This is a genomic window from Micromonospora sp. NBRC 110038 (genome assembly GCF_020884815.1).
In the GTDB taxonomy this organism is placed as follows: domain Bacteria; phylum Actinomycetota; class Actinomycetes; order Mycobacteriales; family Micromonosporaceae; genus Micromonospora; species Micromonospora haikouensis.
Genome location: NZ_BBOL01000001.1, coordinates 1,927,408 through 1,948,299, shown reverse-complemented (window position 1 = coordinate 1,948,299; position 20,892 = coordinate 1,927,408). Strand labels below are relative to the sequence as shown.

The following is a 20,892-nucleotide window of genomic DNA, read 5'->3' as shown; positions in this document are numbered from 1 at the left end:
CACCCTCCTCCGGTCCGGCTGCTCATCCGCCGCCCCAGGCGTCGTCCTCCCGCAGCAGCGTGACCGCGTACCGCGTGTCCTTCCCGGCGTCCTTCGCCGGCTCCTCGCCCATGGGGTCGTCGGCGGCGGCGACGTCGGCCGCGTCGGCGACGGGCCGGCGCCCGGCGCGTGCGCGCGAGGCCGCGCGGCGCTCCTCGGCCTCCGCCTCGGCCCGGGCCCGCTGCTCCGCCTCGGCCCGGGCCCGCAGCTCGGCCCGCTCGGCCGCGGTGTAGTCCGGCCCGCCGCAGCGCGGCGGCTGTTCCTCGGCGAGGGGCGTGCCCCGCCGGTCCCGCCGCCAGGTGCGGACCGGTTCCGGCCGGCTACGCATCCGTCCCCCGGTCCGCCCGGTCCGGGTCGGCGGCCGGCAGGTCCGCGCCGGCCAGCCACCACCGTTCGCCCGGCGCGTCCCAGGCGCTGGTGTCCTCGGGCTCGCCGGTCGGGCGTACCACCGGCACCCGGTCCGGAGCCGGCGCGTCGTCGGCGGCCCAGCTCGTCGGGGCCTCGATCAGCAGCTCGGCGGCCTCGGGCCGCTCGGCCTTCTCGCGTTCTCCGGGCCTGGGCACCGAACCGACCGGCGCTGCCGCCCACCCCGGCCGCACCGGCGCGGCGGGGCCGCCCGGTGGGTCGACGGCGCGCTCCGGGCCGGGCTCACGTTCCGGCCCAGGCACACGTTCCGTGCCGGGCACACGCTGCGGCTCGGGGTCACCCTGCGAGCCGGCGGCACGCTTCGGGCCGGGCTTGCGCTGCGGCTCGGGGTCACCCTGCGGGCCGGCGGCCCGCGACGGCACGGGCAGCGGCACCGGCACCGGCAGGTCCTGGTGCCAGCCCGGTTCGGGATCGAGCAGTTCGGCGGCGTCCGGCCGCTCCGGCGCGGCGCGCCCGTCGGGATCGGCCGGTGCGACCGGCGGCGCCACCACCGGTGGCAGGCCGGATCCACCGGGCGGCGCGCCCTGCGGGGCGTCCGGCGCGTCGACGCCGTCCGGCACCGGAGGCTGCCACGTCTGCGGCTCGCCCTCGACCAGGCCGGACGCGTCCGGGCGGTCGGGCGCACCGCCCCCCGCGCCACCGGGCGCACCCGACGGCGGCGGCAGGAACGGGGGCACGCCGCCGCTCCCCGCCGGGGCGGGCGACGCCGGGGACGCGCCGAGCCCGCTGCCCCCGGCCTCCGTGCCGCCCGGCGAGTACGGCACGTCGACGCCGCCCGAGAGCGGCGGGTCCCAGGTCTGCGGCTCCCCCTCGACCAGGCCGGACGCGTCCGGACGGTCGGGCGCACCGCCCCCCGCGCCACCCGGCGCACCCGACGGCGGCGGCAGGAACGGGGGTGCCCCGGAGGTGCCGTCCGGCCTGCCGCCACCGGTCGCATCGGGCGGATCCACGCCACCGAGCACCGGCGGGGCGAGCCCACCGGGCCCGTCCACGCCGGGCGGCCCGACCGTCGGCGGAGCGTCGACGCCCGGCGCCTCGAACCCCGGGAGCCCGCCGCCGTTCTGGCCGCCCGGCACCCCGCCGCTGCGGGGCGGTGGCGTGCCGGTCGGTGCCGGCGGCGTACCGCCGGGCCGGTCCACGCGCGGCGGGGGCGTGGTCACCGGCGGCGTGCCGACGGGCGGTCGCGGGGAGCCGACCGGCAGGGGCGTCGGCGGCCTCGGCGGCGGCGTCACCACCGGAGGGGACGTCACCGGCGGCCGCGTCGTCACCGGCGGCGTCACGACCGGGGCCGTCACCGTGGGCTTCGGCGGCGACGTCACCACCGGGGACCTCGACGGCGGCCTCGTCACCGGCGGCGTCACCACGGGCGCGGAGGTCGACAACGGCGGCCTCGTCACCGGCGGCGTCACCACCGGGGGGACCGTCGCCGACGGCCGCGTCGCCACCGGCGGCGTCACCACCGGGGCCGTCAACGACGGCTTCGTCACCGGCGGCGTGACCGTCGGCGGCTTCGCGGTGGTCGCCGGCGGCTTGGTCGAGGTGGGAGGCGGCGTGCCGGTCGGCGGCGTGCCGGTCGGCGGCTTCGTGGGCGAGGGTTTCGGGGGCGGCGGCTTCGTGGTCGTCGTCGGCGGCTTCGTCGTGGTGGTGGGCGGTGGCTTCGTGGTCGTCGTCGGCGGCTTGGTGGTGGTGGTGGTGGCCGGCGGCGTCGTCGTGGGCCTGGTCGTGGTCGTCGGCGGCGTCGTCTGGAAGCTCTGGCTCGGGGTCGGTGGGACCACCCGGCCGTACGTGAGCTGGTACTGACCGGCGAGCGTGTCCACCACCTCGAACATCTGGGCGGTCATCGGCTTGACGTACTCGGTCGAGCTGATCGCGACGAGCCCGGTGTCGGTCACTCCCGCGCCGTTCGCCTTGGCGATCTCCGCCCAGCCGACGTCGATCGTCTCCATGGCGTTCTGCGCCCAGGCGAGGTAGTTGGCGCTGTTCCAGAGCTGGTCGGGAACCGATCCGGTGCCCCCGCTGCCGCCCCCGCCGGCGATCCGTTCGGCGTTGGCCCCGAGGTAGTCGGCGAACAACTGCATCTTGGCGAGGAACGCCTCGGCGGCCACTCCCGCCCACGCCCGGTCCTCGCCCGCGATCGCGTGCGCCTGGTCGTAGATGAACGACTCCAGCCAGGACAGCAGCTCGTACGCGTACTGGAAGGCGCCGTAGGCGTCGGCGAGGGACTGCGCATCGACGATGCCGCTGGCGATCGCCGTCTTCTCCGCCCCGGAAATGGCGGTGGCCGACACCCCGACGACCGATGCCTTCAGCTTCTTCCACTGCGGCGGGTCGCTGTTGGCCCAGTCGACGTAGTCGTTGAGATCCTTGGCGGTGGCCGCCGTGCTGCCGAAGACGGCGTCCGGATCGATGTTCGGACGCTTCCAGTCGGCATCGGGGTCGGAGTTGTTGTCCGCCACGGTTCATCCTCGATCCATCTGAAGTACGACCGGCTGGCAACGGCCGGCTCTCCCCTACGGCTGGGCGGTGGTGCCCTCGTCGTCGCCACCGGTCGAGCCGCCCGGCACGCCCGAACTGCTGTTGCCGTAGTCCTTGAACATGCCGATCTTGGACCAGGTGTCCCGCATGGCGTTGTCGAACGTGGCGGCGGTCAGCTTGTTGAGGTCCTCGGCGCTCTCGTATTCCCGCAGCATCGCGCGCAGGTTCTTGGCGAGGCCGACGAGTGCCTGGTCGACCGCGTTGAGGAAGCCGATGGTGTCGCCCTTGAGGCCGTAGTTGGTGGTGGAGCCGCTGGGCCCGGTGATCACCTCGCGCAGGGCGACGGCGTGACCGAAGGTGCCCGGTTTGATGTCCAGCACCGACAGTTTCCGCACCGCCTGGGTGAGCGACCCGTCCTCGGTGATGCTCTCGATCTGTCGGCAGAAGTAATCGATGGCCGCCGAGCTGATGACGACCTCGCCCCGGTCGCCCGACCTTCCGTGCACGCCCGTCGGCGGCTCGAATTCGATGGGCGGCTTGTCCGTGTAGTGGCGCTCCGGGTCGTAGTCGCCGGGGTCGGGGGCCGGATTCTCGACGAGCTTCTCCCACTTGTCCTGCGGGAGGATGTGGTCCCGGTAGTAGATCCAGATGTTGGTCTCGTACTGGGTGTACTCGTTGTCCGCGTAGTTGTCTGCGAAGTCCTCCCGCATACGCACCATGGTGTCGAACGCCCAGCCCGGATAGTGATCGCCGTCGAAGCGGTCGAGCAGCCCCAGGCTCTTGATGGCTTCGTCGTTCGGCGTGCTGTAGTCGACCATCTGACCTCCAGAACACGATGACCAGGAATGGCGTCGGCCGGGTGGGTGTCGAGGCCGCCGTCGCGCAGCAGCCCCGACGCGCGGTCACCCGCCCCGGACGTCGTTCCAGATCTTGGCCGCGTTCTGTTCGGTGGTGCCGTAGTTGTCCGCGATGCTGAGCAGCGTCTGCCGCGCCGAATCCAGCGCGACCGTCATCTGGGCGGCCGCCGCGTTCCAGGCCGCCTTCGACACCTGGTACTGCTCCTGCGCCGCGCCGGTCCATTCGGCGAGCGTCCGCTCGACGTTGCCCTCCATCTCGGCCAGCGCGGAGGTGATACGCCCGTTGATCCCGTTCATGTCGGTCAGCGTGGCGTCGGCCTGGGTGAAGCTGAAACGGTAGTTCGACATCGGTCAGATCCTTTCTCGACGGTTCGGTCAAAAGCCCGGCAGCGCCTGCGCGAAGGACGCCGCCGTGGAGGACGCCTCGTCCTCGGCGGCCGAGTAGGACCGGGTGTTGACACCCATGGCCTCCATGATGGTCAGCAGCTCGTTGATCACCTTCTGGAACGCGTTCTCCCAGGCGTCCATGGCCGAGTTGAACTGAGCCGACGCCTCACCGGTCCAGGACGCCTGCAGCATTCCCATCTGGTCGTTGACGTTGCGCAGGTGAGTGGTGAACTCCTCTGCGCGGCTGGCGAACTCCTGGGCCGCCTGCTGCATGCCCGGTTCGTTGGTCTGCACCACTGGCATCGTCACAGCGAATCTCCTCCGAACGGTCGCTCCGCGATGACGCCGCGCGGTCGGCGATCCGGTTCCGTCGGCGTCGGCGACAGTTTTGCCAATCGACGTGCCCGTCGGGAGGCTTCCGCCGGCGGGACTGCCCGTTCGACGCCCCGGATTGCCTCCCGGTGCCCTGGCGGCACACTCGGGAAGATCCGCTGCCTGTTCCGCCCTGATCGGTCGTCGGCGCCTTGGCCACGGCCGCCGCCGGTCCTGTACTGGGGGCCGCGTCCGGCGAAGGAGGAGCGCGTGGAGTTCAGCGAGCGCATCGAGAGCCTGTTCCAGCGGTACCAGCAGCAACGCGACGGCCTCGGCGCCCTGCGGCGGCGGATGCGGTCGATCGCCGTCACCCGCACGTCGCCCCGGCGCGAGGTGTCCGTGACCGTGGGGCACAACGGCGTCGTCTCGGACATCACCTTCCCCACCAACGCCTACCGCCGGCTCGCGCCGGCCGAGCTGCGCACCCTGCTCATGCAGGCCATCGGGGAGGCGCGGGAGGAGGCCCAGTCACAGGCCGCGGCGGTCATCGCGCCCCTGCTGCCGGACGGGCTGAACGCCCGGGACCTGATCAGCGGCGACGTGGACACCGACACGCTGCTGCCGCCGCAGCCGCGGATGGTCAACAGCGTCCGGCAGCAGTTGGGGCTGGGGCGGGTGTCCGGATGAGCGGCGACCTCTTCGTCGACCCGGAGGGCCTGGGCCGCCTCGGGGACCAGTACCGCGGCCGGGCGGACGCGTTCCGCCAGCTCCAGGCGTACATCGAGGCCCTGCGCCACACGTACGGGACCAGCTGGGGCAACGACGACCTGGGCCAGCAGTTCGCCGCGAAGTTCGTCGCCGGGCTGCTCGCGCTGGAGAACATCGTCGGCGCGGCGGCCGACACGCTCGACTACACGGCCGACGGCCTGACCGTCTCCGGCACGACCTTCCGGGGCGCCGACGACGACGCGTACGGCGCCGGCCGCAAGCTCGGGACCGTCTTCGGGAACCTCCGCCCAAACTCCGACACCAGCCCCGTCAGGGACAACCGCCGCTACGAGAAGCTGCGGCCGGCGCTGCTGCGTACCGTGCCGGACCGACTGGAGCCGGAACGGCTGAGGCCGGGGCTGGTCTTCACCGTGCCGGCGGGCACGCTCAGCTCCTCGGTCCTCGCCCCGGCGCTGCCTCCGGGCGCCGAGGTCCTGGTCGGCGGCGTGCCGGTGGACGACCAGCAGCAGGTGGTGTACTTCCGGGAGGTCGCGCCGGGCACCGTGCGGGTGGACACCAACCACTACCGCACGATCACCCCCCTGCCGCCCGGGACGGACGTGCGGCTGGGCGGCACGCCGTTCGAAGCGAAGGACGGCTACCAGCTGTTCCTGGTGGAACGGGCGCCGGCCGACGGTCCGCCCGCCGGGCCCACGTACGTCGACTACCACCCCGACGGCACGTCCGAGCCGTACGGCACGGCTCAGGGATAGCGCCCGATGCCCGACCTGCACATCTCGACCGACCCGGAATGGCAGTGGGTCTACGACGCCATCCTCTACGGCGTCGGCGAGGAGTATCCGGAGGCCGACCCGACCGCCCTGCGCCAGATGGGTGACGAGCTGCTCGCCTTCACCAACACCCTCAACGAGGAGGTGGCCGGGACCGCCGGCCTCGCGGGCAACATGCCCGCGCTCCTGAGCGGCGACGCGGCGCAGGCGTTCGAGCACTTCGCGCAGAGCCTCACCACGAACGTGCCGGTCGCCGGCGACATCTCCACCGCCCTCGGGCAGAGCGCCTACGACTTCGCCCTCGACGCGGAGCAGACGCAGTACAACATCGCCATCGCGATGTTCACCACGCTGTGGGACGTCTTCCTGGCCCTGTCCGGCGGAGCGAGCGCCTTCATGGTGCCGGCCCTGATCCGGACCGGCAGCGAGATCGTCAGCACCCTGATCGCGCAGTTGCGCAGCCGCATCCTGCAACGCATCGCCAACCTGACGTTCGACGCCATCGGCGAGGGTTTCGAGGAGCTGTGGCAGGGCCTGGCCGCCCAGGGCCTGCAGATGGCCGAGGGTAACCGGGACAAGATCGACGGCAACGACGTGCTGCTGGACTTCCTCGCCGGCATGCTGATCGGGGCGACGGCGAGCGGCGTGATGCAGGCCGGCGCGAAGTGGTTCCCCAAGGTCGGCACCCACCGGTACGGCCAGGAGATCTTCGCCGCAGCCGGCGAACTCCTCGGCGAGACCTTCCTCTGGGGGATCCTCGGCGGCGACTTCAACCCGGGTGCCACGGTGACCTCGTCCGTCATCACCGGCTTCACCCAGCAGTGGGCCGAGGACCTCGGCCAGCACGTCCGCCCCGGGCCGCAGTCCGGGCCCGGCGGCCACGGCCAGGGCGGGAACGGCATCGGGGACCCGGCCGGCCTGGACGGCCCGAAGACCGACCGGTCCGGCCCCGGGCAGGACCCGTGGCGGCCGGGCGACGACTCCCCGGCAGGGAAGTCCGGCGCCGACGGGCCGGGCGGCGACCCGCCCCCGTACGAGCAGCCGCCCTCGCACGACGACGTGACCGGGGGCCCGTTGCCGGTGACGGACGGTGGGCTGCCCGGCGGGCCGGAGCGCGAGCCCGGCGCGCAGCGCCCCGGCCCGCCGACGAACGTCGACGACGAGCCGGAGCCGCGCTCGTCCACGGGCGGCTCGACGGACCCCACCGACCGGCGCGAACCCCCGCCCGTGACCCGGGACCCCGCCGCCGAGGCCGGGCCCCGCACCCGCGACGAGACGCCGCCGACCCGCGACGGCGCGCCAGGCGACCCCGCGCCCCTGGACCCCTCGCCTGTCACCGGCCCACCCGCCACCCACGAGTCCGTCACCCGCCCGCCCACCGGCCCGGGTGACCTGCCCGCCGGCGGGGACGCGCCGCCCCTGGACCCGCCCACCGACGGGGACACGCCGCCCGTCGACCCGCCCACCGACGGGGAGACGCCGCCCCTCGACCGGGACGGCCCCTCCCGCGGTCCCGAGCACGCGCCGCAGCGGCCCGGTGAGCAGCCGTCCACCCTCGACCCCGGGCGCGCCGACCCTGGCGAGACGCCGTCCCCGGTGGGCGACACACCCGGTCCGGCCGACCCGGAACACCGTGTCGGCGACCCGGAGCACCGCCCTGCCGGCCCCGAGAACCGTCTCGACGGCCCGGAGCACCGCTCCCCGGACCCGGAGAGCCACCTCGGCGGCCCGGAGAGCCACCTCGGCGACCCGGCGACCCGGCCCGGCGACCCGGAGGCACGCCCGCACGGCCCCGGCGGCCACCTGCCCCCGCCCGTGGACACCGGCCTGCGGGGCGGCCCGTTCCCCCAGGACGCCGAGGGCGTCACCGCCGGGCCCACCGGCAACCCGCGCGGCCTCGACGGCCCGGCTCCCCTCGGCGGCCCGCCCGTGCCGACGGGCCCGGCCGACGAACGGCCCGACGGCACCGGCCTGCCCGGCGTGGTGACCCAGTTGACGCCCACCGGCCCGACCCCGCCGGGCGGCCCGGCGGCCGTGCCGGAGGCCGCCACCACGGCCACCGCGCCGGCCACGACCGCCCCGGCCACCGGCACCACCGCCCCGGCCACCGGCACCATGCGCCCGACCACCGGCGCCGAGGGCCCGACCACCGCGCCGACCGGCCCGGCCCGCGACGGCACCACCGCACCCCCGCGCGGAGCCACCACCAGTCCGCCTCGGCGGCGCGGACACCCCCCTCGCGACGCCGACCCGCGCACCGCCGCCGGCCCGCCACCACAGGTCGCCGACAGCATCGTCCGGCCGGTCGAGCCGCCGGTCGGGACCGCCCCGCCCGGGCCCGTCGCCCCTCCGGCCGAGGCGACCCGGTTGACCAAGCCGGCCCAGTCGACCGAGGCGGCCCAGTCCAGTGAGACGGCCCGGTCGACCGAGCCGGTGCGGGCCACCGCCGAGCCGCCCCCGCCGACGGGGCCGGCGGGCGGCGAGGTCAGGCCGGCCCCGACCGACGGGCCACCGCAGGCCCCGGCCGACGGGCCACAGCCGGTCCCGGCCGGGTGGGCGCTCGTCGACCCGTACGACACGACCGACGCCGAGGCCGCCCGCTCGTTCCCCGCCCGCGACGGCGAGCTCGTCGTCTTCGCGCACGGCACCCCCGACCACCTGGTGCTCGGCGACCGGCGGGTCACGCCCGAACAGCTCGCCGAGCTGCTCGGGGCGGACCGTCCACAGCGGATCGTCCTGATGTCCTGCGACACGGGTGCGGACGCCGACGGCTTCGCGGCCAAGCTGTCGCGGCTGTTGCCCGGCACCTCGGTCACCGCCCCCACCGGCACGGTCTGGACGACCCCCGGCGGGCACGCGTTCGTCGCGGGCACCGCCTACGGCCCCGACGGACGCCCCCGCCCGGCCGAGCCGGACGCCGGCCACGGGTGGCGGACGTTCACCAGCGACGCCCCCGGCGACACCCACGTGCAGGAGGCCGGCGCCGACCTGCCGGGCACCCCGCCCCGCCCGGTCGCGGACGCGGTCGGGGACGCGGTCGCGTGGAAGGGCAACGGCCGGCCGTACACCAACCGGCCGGTCCTGGAGACCACCGAGCACCTGATCTTCGCGACCCACCTGGAGGAGCAGCTCGGGGCGTACCTGTACCGGCTGCCCCGGGTGCGGCGGGCGGCGCAGGCCACCGTGGCGCGGCTCCGGGAGGTGCTGGACACCTTCGACGGTCGTCCCGGCGGCGTGTGGCGCTCTTTCATCAAGGACGACCCGACCAGCGCCGGGCAGGTGGGTGACCAGCTCACCGCCGTGCAGGTCGACGAGCTGCTGGACGACGGCAACCTGCGCGAGCTGATGACGGCCTTCTACAACGCCGCCTACTTCCACCACGCCTCGCCCGACCCGACGCTGAAGACCGTCGTCCAGGAGCTGTTCGCCGACACGGACTGGGACCGGGCGGCGCAGCTCGGCCTGGACGTGCCGGCCCTGCAACGCCAGCACGAGCAGCTCGACACGCTCTCCGGTGCGCTGATCGGTGGGCTGGCCAAGCTGGTCGGCCGGGGGCACACCTTCGGCGAGGGCGACCCGTTCGCCCTCGGCCGGGTGGCCGGGCAGTCGGAGAAACCGCTGACCGACCTGATCGCGCTCGGCGGCAGCCAGGCCAACCGGATCGCCCGCCACGACGACCAGGCGAACCGTGGCGGGCCCGGCAAGTTCACCCCCACCCACCTGGCTTCGCTCGGCGCGCCGCTGAGCGACCGGGAGAAGAGGTACCTCGCCGGCCGGGGACGTCGGCCCTTCACCGTCGTCGGGACGGACGGCACCGAGACGGTCCACGCCGAGCCCGACACCTCGTGGACCGCCGAGGGTTCGCTGGGCGTCGAGATGCCCCTGCCCTGGGTCGGCGGCCGGGCCGGCGTCGTGCTGGACACCGGTTCCCGGCTGGCGTCGGTCTGGTACCGCCGGACCCACCACGAGGCAGGCCTGCCGGTGACGGCCGGCATCTCCGGCACCACGGCCCGGCTCATGATGGCGTTCGAGTGGCTGAACGTGCCGGGGGTCAGCCGCGAGGACTTCCTGCTGGCCGTCATCGCGTGGATGCTCACCTTCCAGGACCACTCGCTGTACGAGATCCTGCGCGGCGCCGAGATCGTGGGCAGCGGCCCTCCGGTGTCCACCATGGCCGCCGACGAGGTGTACGAAGCGCTCGCCGCCCTCGGCGTTCCGGCCCCCGTCCTGCGCCAGGTCGGCGATCCGGAGCACCGGTTGCCGGCGGCCGGTCCCGAGGGAATGCCTCCGGCGGTCGACCTGGACGACACGGCGCTCCTGGAGCAGCTGCTGCCGCACGAGGCCGCCTACTTCGCCAAGGCCCGGGCCGCGCACACCGCGCACGGCTACGCCGCGGTGACGTCCGACGAGTTGGACGGGTCCCTGGAGGTGGCCGACGAGTTGGCCAACGCCGCCTACGACGTGGCGACGGCCAAGCAGCTCACCCAGGAGTGGCTCAACTTCAACTCCGTGGACCCGAAGGCCCTGGCCAACCGGCTCACCCGGGCCCACCTGCTCGCCCTGCAGGTGTGGACCGGCTCCAACCACAGCCTGCTCAACGCGGTCGCCCCCGCCGGCCCGTTCACCGACCTCGCCTCCGAGCTGGTGCTGGAGCACAAGATCCGGGAGGCCGTCGACCTGCTCGTCGACCTCGTTCCGGCCGAGATCCCGTCCATCCTCGCCAACGACCCGATCCTGCGTGGCCTGCACGACGAGATGGCCACCGACCCCGACCGGACGCCGGAGCGGATCGCCGCCGTGCGGGAGCAGGCGCAGGACCGGGGCCGGGAGATCCGGGACGCCGTCGAGGCCGAGCTACGGGCGCACTTCGACATGGTCGTCGACGCGCTGCGGCAGCTCCCCCCGGCCGACAAGGGCGTCGTGTGGCGCGCGGACTGGGCGGCCGGCGGCCTGACCAACCCGCTGGGGAAGATGTTCTCGGCCTACGGCGGGGACGACCTCACCCTCTCCGGCCTGAACAGCGCCAGCCGGGACGAGCGCGTCGCCCAGGGGATCCTGGCCAAGTACACCAACAGCGCCACCAGCCATCGGGTGCTGATCGGGATCGAGCTGGCCGGTCACGCCGGCCGGGACATCACCCCCTTCTCGGCAAAGCCCACCGAGCAGGAGGTGCTCTTCCTTCCGGGCGCCCGCTTCGTCGTCACGTCCCGCGAGATCGACGAGGCCGCCGGCATCGAAAAGATCATGATGAGGGAGGTGGAGCCCGAAGGGGTCGCCCGGGAGGCGCTCGTCGCCGAGGCCAAGCGGTCCATCGCGGAGGTGTCGGGGCTCGGCACCGCGGTCCGGAGTCTGGCCGAGGCCGTTCCCCCTCTGGCTGAGCAGGTGCGGGCGCTGACGCCGGAGTTGACCGCAGCCCTCGCGACGTTCCGTGACCTGCTCGACAGGTCCACGGCCTCGTCCGGCGCCGACGAGGCGGTGCGGGAGCGGCGGAGCAGGGTGCTGGCGGCGCAGCGGACGACCGCCGCCTACGAGAACACGATCGCGAACGCCTGGGCCGCCGTGCGGGACCTGGAGGACCGGGCGCAGGACCCGGGCAACGCCCGGGCGATCGTGACGGAGGCCGAACGGATCTGGGCCGACCTGCACCAGGCCGGCGAGGACGCCCACGACATCCTCGAGGCCATGGAGCACGAGGCCCTGGCCACCAGCCGGGCCCTCGGCCAGGCGCAGCACGTCCTCTTCACGGCCTTTCACGCTACCGAGTCGGGGCCGCGCACCATCGACGAGGCCGGGCGGGCCGTGGACACCATCGAGGACGGCGTCACGCAGCTCGCCGCAGCCGAGCAGGAGTCCGCCCGGCTCACCCACGGCCTGCCGGCCGACGACGACGATGGGCTGCTGGACCGGTCGGCGGCGCTGGCGCGCAACCGCGACGCCGCCACCCGGGCGATGCTGGAGGCCGAGGCGGCGCACGCCCACCTGCCGACGCAGATCCGTGGCCTGGCCGACGATCTCCGGCTGGTCGAGACGGCGGTCGCCAACGCGGAGTGGGAGATCGGCAGCGCCGACTCGGCCCTCGATGCGGTCCGGTCCCTGGCGGAGCGGATCGACGCCCGGTACGGCCAGTCGCAGGAGCTGGCCCGGTTGATCGACGAACTCCTCGACGACCTCGACGTGCTCGTGTTCGACGCCGCCAACACCTTCGGGCCGGCCGCCTCGCCGCTGGAGGGCGAGCTGACCATCGGCTGGGTCACCGACCCGGTCGTCGACGAGCAGGTCCCGGCCGGCCGGGTCCTGGTCACCGCGGCCGACGGGGCGAACATCGACGCCGCGCGTGCCTTCCCGGCCGACCCCGACCGATACGTGATCTTCGCGCACGGCACGCCACACGAACTCGACCTCGGCGGGGGGCGGGGCCGCAGCCCGGCGGACGTGGCCCGGTTGATCAGGGACGACCCCGGGTGGCAGGGCCGGCCGATCCTGCTGATGTCGTGTCACACCGCCGCCGACGCCGACACCGGCTTCGCCGCCGCGCTGGCCCGCCTGCTCGACGTGCCGGTGACCGCCCCGACCGGCACCGCCTGGAGCACCCCGGACGGTTCGGCGCTCGTCGCCGGCACCGTCCTCGACGCCGAGGGGCGGCCCCGGCCCGCGCAACCGGGCCCGGACGACGGGTGGCGCACCTTCACCCCCACGGCCGACGACCTCCTCGCCGTCGACGACCTGGGGCCCCGCCTCGCCGGGTCGGCTCCGCCCCACACCACCGCCTCCGCGCCGCCGCCGCACCCGGTCGCCTGGGGCCCCGACAGCCGCCCCTACGGCGCCCGGCCCATCCTCGACACCGCCGAGTACCGGGAACACGCCACCCGGTTCGAACGCGACCTCGGCGCCCATCTCTACCAGCTCCCCCACGTCCAGCACGCCGCGAAGGCCACCGTCGAACGGCTGCGTGAGGTCCTGGAGGCGTACGCGAACGACGGGCGTCCCGACGGCGTGCGCCGCTCGTTCGTCAAGGACGACCCGACCAGCGCCGGCCAGGTGGGCGACCACCTCACCGACGCGGAGGTCCGTGCGCTGCTGCGCGACGGCAACCTGCGTGAACTCATGACCGCCTTCTACAACGCGGCCTACTACAACGACGCCGGCCCCGAGGCCACCCTCAAGAAGGTCGTCCAGAGCATCGTCGCGGACCAGGACTGGACCCGGGCCGACGCGTTGGGCCTCGACAGCGCCGCGCTGCGGAAGCTGCGCCGGCAGTTGACCGGCTGGAACCGCACCGTCATGCAGGGCATCGCCGGCATCGTCGGCAAGGGCTACAACTACGCCTTCGACCCCTTCGCCCTCGGGAACATCACCGCCCTGTCGAAGAAGCCGGCCGCCGACACCACCGCCATCACCGCCAGCCAGGCGGGCCGCTCCAACCGGCTCGGCACGGCCGACTTCGCCAAGAACCTCGGCGTGCCCGGCAAGCTCACCCCACGGCAACTCGCCGCCCTCGGTGCCGCGCTCAGCGACCGGGAACGCCGCTACCTCACCGGCCCCGGGCGCAGGGCCTTCACCGTCACCACCGCCGACGGCACCGAGCAGCGCCATGCCCAGCCGGAGAGCAGCTGGACGGACGAGGGCGCCCTCGGGGTCGAGCTGCCCCTGCCCTGGGTCGGCGGACGCGCCTGGTTCGACAACGACACCACCTCGCTGTGGTACCGCCACACCCACACCAAGACCGGCCTGCCGGTCGTCGCCGGCATCTCCGGCACCACCGCCCGGCTGCTCGCCGCGTTCGCCTGGCTCAAGGTCCCGGGCGTCGCGCCGGAGCACTTCCTGCTGGCCATCGCCGCGTGGATGCTCACCTCCGAGGACCACTCGCTGTACGAGATCCTCCGCGGGGCCGAGATCGTCGACGTCGGGCCCATCGTGTCGGAGGCGACGAGCGCCGAGGACGTCTACCACGCGCTCGCCACGCTCGGCCTGCCGGTCACGACCCTGCGTGGCCTCGCCGACACCGGGATGCTCCCGCACGAGGCCGCCTACCAGGCCAAGGCGGAGGCACACGGGTTCAAGAGCCTCACACCGGGCGACCTGGCGCGCGCCGGCAGGAGGCGGTACGAGCTGTGGCAGGCGGCGGGCCAGCCGCAACGGGCGTCGACGGCCATGCTCGACTGGATCGCCACCAACGGGATGGACACCCGGGCGCTGACCCGGCAACTCACCCCGGCGCACTTCACCGCGCTCCAGGCGTACACGGGCAGCAACCACAGCCTGCTCAACGCCGTCGCGCCCGCCCCCGTCGTGGGCACCGTCGCGTCGGGCCTGCTCCTCGAACGTGCGGTGCGAAGGAGCGTCGACCGCCTCGTCGAGATGGTCCTCGGCGCTGCGCCCAACGAGATCCCCTCGGCGGTCAGCGCGGACCCGGCGGTCGTCGAGCTGCTCGGGCAGTTCCAGGCCGACCCGAAGAAACACGACAAGGCGGACTCCTACCGGCAGAAGCTGCGCGACCGGGCGCGCGCCCTGGCGGCCGAGCTCGAGGCGGAGATGCGGGTGCACTTCGACATGGCCATCGAGGCCATCCAGCTGCTCCCGCCCGCGACGGGCATGACGGTCTGGCGCAGTGACTGGGCCGCCGGGAAGCTGGGTGACCCGATGTCGGGGAAACTCGGCCAGTACGGCGGCACCGAGATCACCTTCGGATCGCTCAGCAGCGCGAGCCGGCGGAGCCGGGTCGCGGAGGAGTTCCTGGCGGGCCACACCGCCGACGGCACGAGCCATCCGGTGCTCCTGGAGATGCAGCTCGACGGCCATGCGGGACGGGACATCACGCCGTTGTCGGCCGAGCCCGACGAACAGGAGGTGCTCTTCCTGCCCGGCGCCCGCTTCGAGGTGGTCAGCCGCACGACCAACGACCAGTACGAACACATCGTCGTCCGGGAGGTCACGCCGGCCGCCATCGCCCTGCACACCTTCGACACCACCGCCGAGCACGCACTGTTCGAGCTGACGGGCATCGGCCGCAGCATCGAACGGACCGTCGACACGGTCACCGACCTGACCGCCGCAGCGACCCGGACGGCGGCGCAGGTCGACAAGGCCGCCGCCGACGTCGGCCCGCCGCACCGACGGGTGGCCGACCTCGCCCGGCAGGCCCGGACCACCCTCGGCGAGGCGAAGGCACTCGACGAGCAGGCCGGACGCGACCGGCAGGCCGCGCTGACCGCCGGCGAGCGGGCCCTCGCGGAGATCGCGCCCCTGGTCACCGACCGGCCGACGCCGGCGGCGCAGCGGGCCCGGCAACGGCGGGACGCGTTGACCCAGGCGCTGCGGGACGCGATCGCCGCCCGGTCCGCCGCCCAGCAGGCCCTGCAAGGCGCCCTGCACGCCACCCGACAGCTCGACCTGCTCGACCGGGCGACCCGCCACGCGGCCGACGTCGCCTCGCGGGCCGCCGCCTACACCGACGGCGTCGCCCGGCACGCCCGGCAGGCGGAGACGACAGCACAGGCCAGCGCCACCACGATCGCCACCGCCATCGCCGCCGCCTCCGATCTGGCGAAGCAGGCAACCGACGGGACGGCAACCGACCCGAGGACCACCGCGAGGCAGCTGGCCCGGCACCGGGACTCGGCCGGCCACGCGGCGGCGGACGCCGAGTCGGCCCGGTCCGCCACCGAGGCCGGGATGGCCCACGCCCCCCGCGCCCTCGCCGACGCCACCCGGGCCCTCGCCGGGGCGAGGGCCAACGCCGGCACGGCCGAGCAGCACGGCGGTCGGCTCGACGCCGAACGTCGACACGTCGAGCACCACACGAACGAGGTCGCGCGCCTGAACGCGCTCGTCGTGCAGGCCGCGGCGGACGCCGTCGACGCGGCCGAGATCGCCGGCATCGAGGACATGGCCGCCCTCGACGCCGCCCTCACCGACCTGAGCGCCGAGGTCACGGCCGCGTCGACCGAGACGGGCCGGCTCACCGGAGAGTCGCGGTCGCACCGCCGCACGACGGATCTCGACCGCGCGGCGACGGCCGGGATCGCCGCCGCAGAGGCCGCCCACGGGCAGGCGCGCACGGCGTACGACGACGCCCGCGCGGCCGTCGAGCTGGCGGCAGCGAAGGTCACCGAGCTCGCCGCCAAGGTGCCCGCCGCCAGGCTCCAGCCGGCGCGGGACGCCCAGTCGGCCGCGCAGGACGCCGTCAGCCGGACCGAGAAGGCGCTGGCCACCGCCGCCGGGTCGCTCGACGGGGCCCGGGAGACGGCCGAGCGCCTGCACGCGTACGCCGCGTCGGTCCACCCGGCCGTCGCGCAGCTCGACCAGGCCGCGAGGGACGTCACCGAGGCGACCGCCGAGGTCGCCAGGGCGCAGGCCGCGGCCCGGGACGGCGCGGCCCGGATCGCCGCCGCCGAGCCCCACTCGGCCGCCGCCCGCCTGGCCGCCCGCGAGGCATGGGCGGCGTACGCCGCGGCGAAGTCGGCCCACGGCCGGGCCCGGGCCGCGCTCACCGCTGCCGCCGACGGCCTCGCGCGGGCGGACGCGGCGGCGGGCAGCCCCGAGCAGTGGTCGGCCGCCCTCGACACGGCCCTGCCTGAGGTCACCCGGCAGCAGCGCAGCGCGACCCTGCTCGCCGGGGAGACGACCGAATTGGCGACCACGGTGACCACGGCCGCGCAGCAGGCGGCCCGGGAGCCCGTGCCGTGGGCGCGGGGGGACGCGCCCGGCGACGTGGTCGACCTGTCCGTGCCCGCCGGACGGGTGCTGGTGCCAGGGTCGGACCGGGCCAACCTCGACGCCGCCCGCGCCTTCGCGCCCGACCCCGACCGGTACGTCGTCTTCGCCCACGGCACGCCCGAGCACCTCGTCGTCGGCGACCGCCGGATCACGCCCGCGCAGCTCGCGCGGATGATCCAGGACGACCCCGCCTGGGGCGGCCGGCCGATCGTCCTGATGGCGTGCGACACGGCCGCGTCTCCGGCCGGGGCGGCGGCGCCGTCGGCGAGCTTCGCCGAAGCGCTGGCGGGCCTGCTGCCGGGGACTCCCGTCACCGCGCCGAACGGCACGGCGTGGCTGGCCGGGGACGGTCAGGCGTTCGTGGCGGGCACCGACTACGACGCCGACGGACGTCCCCGGCCGGCCCCCAGCACGGAGGCCGACCAGTGGCGGACCCTGACGGTGGATCCGGACACCGGTCAGGTCGACTCCCGTCCCGACGGGGCACGCCTGGGCGGGGCGGCGCACCCGGCGGTGGCCGGGCCGGTCAGCTGGGCGCCGTCACCGCCGCCGCCGTCCTGGGAGCAGCAGGCGTGGCAGGCCTTCCAGGACCTGCAGGAGGCCCGGGGCTCGGAGCGGCAGGCGGAGCGGGAGCAGCAGCTCCAAGCCCTCGCCGGCACCCCGGAGCAGCAGCAGAAGCTGCTGCTCATGGTGAGCGACCACGTGATCGAGACGACGAAGCGGCACCTCTACCGCGGCTCGGCGAACCAGGTCGACCACGTGGCCCGCACCGGCGGGCTGACCCACGAGTATCTCGGCAAGGTGCGCAGCGGCGACTACTTCACCCCGGACCAGGATCCGGCCGTGCGCCTGGCCCAGCAGGGCGTGGTCGCCACGCACCTGCACACCGGCAACTGCGGCGAGAACGCCGCGCTGGCGTTCTCGCTGCTCTGGCAGCTGCTGCCCGGGGTCCGGCTGACCCAGATCAACCACAGCCTCGACCACGCGTTCGTGGTCATCGGCGACCCCGACAGCGCCGACGCGGTGATCTGCGATCCCTGGCCGGTCCAGGCCACCGCGACGACCCGCCGCGACTACTTCATGTCCAACTACGACGGTCAGGACCGCTTCACGGCGGTCTCCGACGGCACGGACCTGCTGGCCCGCGCCGCGTCCACCGTCGACCTGGAGGCCCTGGGCGCGGTCATGGACATGGAACGGCCCAGCGTCGGACTCGACGAACTCACCAGCCAGTTCGGCGACACCCTTCCGCGGGGCCTGTACCGGCACCTGCACACCACCGCCAACCCGCCCCCGCCCGAGGCGGCGGCCACCGCGCCCGGCGACGGCGACGGCGACACCGGGGGCGGCGGCCGGGCCGATGCGGAGTCGGAGTCCGACGGCGGGGCCGACGCCATGGACACCGAAGACCTCGACGACGCCGCCTCGGACGACGACGCGACGACCGACGATGCCATGGACGATGCCATGGGCGATGCCATGGGCGATGCGATGGACGAGGCCCCGGACCCGGCCGACCCGGCCGGCTCGGACGGCTCGGACGACGACGAGGGGGGCGACGCCGGCGACGACATGGAGCTGGACGACGCCGACGGCGACGGGATGGACGTGGACGCGCCCGCCGCCGTCCGGTTCGCCCAGTCGCCGACCGCCGCCGGTCCGGGCCCGATCGTGTCCACACCCGTGCCCGCCGGGTTCGCCTGGCTGCCGGCCGCCGACACCGCCAACCTGGACCTCGCCGCCAGCCACCCGCACACCTCGGGCCGGTACCTCGTCTTCGCCCACGGCACCCCCACCCACCTCGCCGCCGCCGACGCCACGCTGACCGCCGCCGAGCTCGCCGCCCTCGTCCGCGCCGACCCGGCCTGGCGTCCCGGGCAGGCCGTCACCCTCGTCAGCTGCGACACCGCCGCCCGACCCGACGGGTTCGCCACCCAGCTCGCCCACCACCTCGGCGTGCCCGTCACCGCGCCGACGCACGCCGCCTGGACCACGCCCGACCACCACACCTTCACGGCACCCACCGTCTACACCGCGGACGGCCGCCCCCGACCCGGTGCCGCCGGCACCGCCGTTTGGCACCACATCACCCCCGGCGCCGGGGCCACCATCAGCGTCGGGCCCCACCTCGACCAGCCGGCGACGGCACCCGGCCCGATGGCGGTGCCGTGGGGCCCGGACACGGCACCGGTGGCCCCGCGACCGGTGCCGGCCGGGCTGCTGCTCGCCGACCCGGACGACACCGCCGCCCTCGACGCCGCGCGACGCTTCCCCGCCCGCGACGGCACGTTCGTCGTCTTCGCCGACGGCGACTCCGGCGGGATCGTCGTCGGCGACAGGCCGCTGTCACCCACGCAGCTCGCGGACGCGATCCGCGCGGACCCACGCTGGACGGGGCGGCCGGTGCTGCTCGTCGCCGGGCGCACGGCGGCCGAGTCGGGCTTCGCCGAGCAGCTCGCCCGGCTGCTGCCCGGCACAGCCGTCACCGCTCCGGAGGGTACGGCGTGGACCACGTCGGACGGCCGGGCGTTCGTCGCGCCCACCCGGCTCGACGACGGCCGGGGCCGACCGGCGGAGCCCACCACCGCCGACCGGTGGAGGACGTTCACCGTCGACCCGGCGACGGGCCTGACGAGCGAGGAGTTCCTCGCCGCCGCGCTGCTCCCGGCGCTCCCCGACGCCGTGCCGACCGGCGGGGAGGACCCGGTCTCCTGGGACGTGTCGGCGGCCGGACCGGGCGCGCCGGACCCCACCGGCGACACCGACCTGGGCATCGGCGACACCGAGAACATCGTGCTCACGGACAGCTCGGGGAAGGTGGTCGCCGTCGTCTTCCCCGTTCAGCCCCGCGACCGCGAGCACATGCCCGAGAGCGTGCTAGGGATCGATCAGGACGACGATCTGGGATCCTACACGCAGGCCACCAGCCTCCAACCGGACAGCGAGGAGCAGGAGCTGCCGATGCCCTTCGGCGGCCGTCGGGCGTTCGGCGGACGGCAACCGGTGTACGTCTACACCCAGGGAAACCCGACGAGGTTCGCGGTCGCGCTGCGCGGCGGCGGCACCAGACTGCTCACGGGCGGGGACTTCGCCGCCCTCGTCCGGCAGACGGGGGCGTTACGGCGGGCGCGTTCCGGTGCGCTGGCGCCGATCCTGTTCCTGACGCCCTCCAGCGCCCGCTACCCGGGCCCGGGCGGTGCCGCGCACGACTTCTTCCGGCAGGTGCAGGAGTGGGGACATCTCGGCGAGGCGTACGGGCCGACCCAGCGGCTCGTGCCGTCCATCTTCGAGAAGAACAGGATCACTGTCTCCGACATGGGGATGTACGTGCAGATCCCCCAGTCGCCGGGCGACCCCACCCCGGCGCCGCCGACGGCACCGGCCGTGCCCCTGGCCGTCACCGTACCGACCGCCGCGGACCAGCCGACCAGGCGGGGACAGCCCCTGACCATCGACGACGTCGAACACGTCGTCGTGCGCAAGGCGGGCCGGGTCGTCGGCATCGTCTTCCCGATCAAGGGCAGCACCAGGATCTGGTACGAGTTCCAGGAGGTCGCCGAGGACGACCCGCTGGACCACTACGCCCAGACCAGCGACGGCGACCCCGACAGTTTCCAGCAGGAGCTGCCGACCCCGTTCGGCGGTCGCGCGGGGCTCGGCCAGCGGCAACTGTTCTACATCAGCGCCCACGCCGACCCGACGAGCTTCCTCGTCCGGCTGTCGGCCAGCGGCGCGCACCGCAAGCTCAGGGGCAACGAGCTGGCGTTCCTGGTGTGGCAGTCCGGCGCCCTCCTCCGGGCGGCCTCCGGCCGGCAGGCGCCGCTGCTGTTCGTGTCGTGCAGCGGCGCCCGCTATCCCGGGCCGGGTGGGGCGGTGTACGAGTTCGTGCGCAGCGTCCAGGCGTGGGGACACGACGGCGAGGCGTACGGCGGCACGCAGACCACGTGGGTGTCGCTCACCGACAAGCACAAGATCACCGTGTCCGACATGGGGACGCTCGTGACGTTCCCGGGCTCCGGCCGGCCGGCCGGGGGGCCGCCGCCCTGACGTGACGCCCGGCCGAGGCGGCCTGCCCGGCCTGGGCGCGGTGCGGTCGGGCAGTCCACCGCGATGCCGGGGCAACGATGCGCGGGCACGGCTCGCGGGACGCCGCGCCGCCGTAGGTTGGGGCGCAACGACAG

At 74.9% G+C, this 20,892-nt stretch carries 8 protein-coding genes; 3 read left to right on the top strand and 5 right to left on the bottom strand.

Annotated features, from left to right (window positions below; translation table 11 throughout):
- Window positions 1-22 precede the first annotated feature (22 nt).
- From LPU61_RS07540 to LPU61_RS07520, 5 genes are all read right to left on the bottom strand, one after another.
- Complete coding sequence (locus LPU61_RS07540) at window positions 23-367, bottom strand: hypothetical protein (RefSeq protein WP_229404532.1); 345 nt, start codon at window positions 365-367, stop codon at window positions 23-25.
- On the bottom strand, window positions 360-2,921 hold the full coding sequence (locus LPU61_RS07535) for a hypothetical protein (RefSeq protein WP_229404531.1): 2,562 nt from the start codon (window positions 2,919-2,921) through the stop codon (window positions 360-362). The genes LPU61_RS07540 and LPU61_RS07535 overlap by 8 nt, the downstream gene beginning before the upstream one ends.
- Before the next feature lie 54 nt (window positions 2,922-2,975).
- Window positions 2,976-3,758: a hypothetical protein gene (locus LPU61_RS07530; protein ID WP_229404530.1), complete on the bottom strand. Its 783-nt coding sequence runs from the start codon at window positions 3,756-3,758 to the stop codon at window positions 2,976-2,978.
- Window positions 3,759-3,842: 84 nt separating this feature from the next.
- Window positions 3,843-4,145: a WXG100 family type VII secretion target gene (locus tag LPU61_RS07525; RefSeq protein ID WP_043963044.1), complete on the bottom strand. Its 303-nt coding sequence runs from the start codon at window positions 4,143-4,145 to the stop codon at window positions 3,843-3,845.
- 27 nt (window positions 4,146-4,172) lie between these two features.
- On the bottom strand, window positions 4,173-4,493 hold the full coding sequence (locus LPU61_RS07520) for a WXG100 family type VII secretion target (protein WP_308102548.1): 321 nt from the start codon (window positions 4,491-4,493) through the stop codon (window positions 4,173-4,175).
- Between the two features lie 273 nt (window positions 4,494-4,766).
- Here LPU61_RS07520 and LPU61_RS07515 point away from each other — a divergent pair, with 273 nt between their 5' ends.
- From LPU61_RS07515 to LPU61_RS07505, 3 genes are read left to right on the top strand one after another with little or no spacing between them, the layout of a single operon-like run.
- Complete coding sequence (locus LPU61_RS07515; protein ID WP_043963043.1) at window positions 4,767-5,183, top strand: YbaB/EbfC family nucleoid-associated protein; 417 nt, start codon at window positions 4,767-4,769, stop codon at window positions 5,181-5,183.
- Complete coding sequence (locus LPU61_RS07510; RefSeq protein ID WP_229404529.1) at window positions 5,180-5,977, top strand: hypothetical protein; 798 nt, start codon at window positions 5,180-5,182, stop codon at window positions 5,975-5,977. The genes LPU61_RS07515 and LPU61_RS07510 overlap by 4 nt, the downstream gene beginning before the upstream one ends.
- A gap of 6 nt (window positions 5,978-5,983) precedes the next feature.
- Entirely contained in the window at window positions 5,984-20,758 is a 14,775-nt protein-coding gene (locus LPU61_RS07505) for a hypothetical protein (RefSeq protein WP_229404528.1), read from the top strand.
- Window positions 20,759-20,892: the final 134 nt, after the last annotated feature.

Excerpts from the sequence above, each read along its gene's own strand:
- LPU61_RS07540 (WP_229404532.1), bottom strand. The coding sequence starts at position 367 with ATGCGTAGCCGGCCGGAACCGGTCCGCACCTGGCGGCGGGACCGGCGG.
- LPU61_RS07530 (WP_229404530.1), bottom strand. The coding sequence starts at position 3,758 with ATGGTCGACTACAGCACGCCGAACGACGAAGCCATCAAGAGCCTGGGG.
- LPU61_RS07525 (WP_043963044.1), bottom strand. The coding sequence starts at position 4,145 with ATGTCGAACTACCGTTTCAGCTTCACCCAGGCCGACGCCACGCTGACC.
- LPU61_RS07510 (WP_229404529.1), top strand. The coding sequence starts at position 5,180 with ATGAGCGGCGACCTCTTCGTCGACCCGGAGGGCCTGGGCCGCCTCGGG.
- LPU61_RS07505 (WP_229404528.1), top strand. The coding sequence starts at position 5,984 with ATGCCCGACCTGCACATCTCGACCGACCCGGAATGGCAGTGGGTCTAC.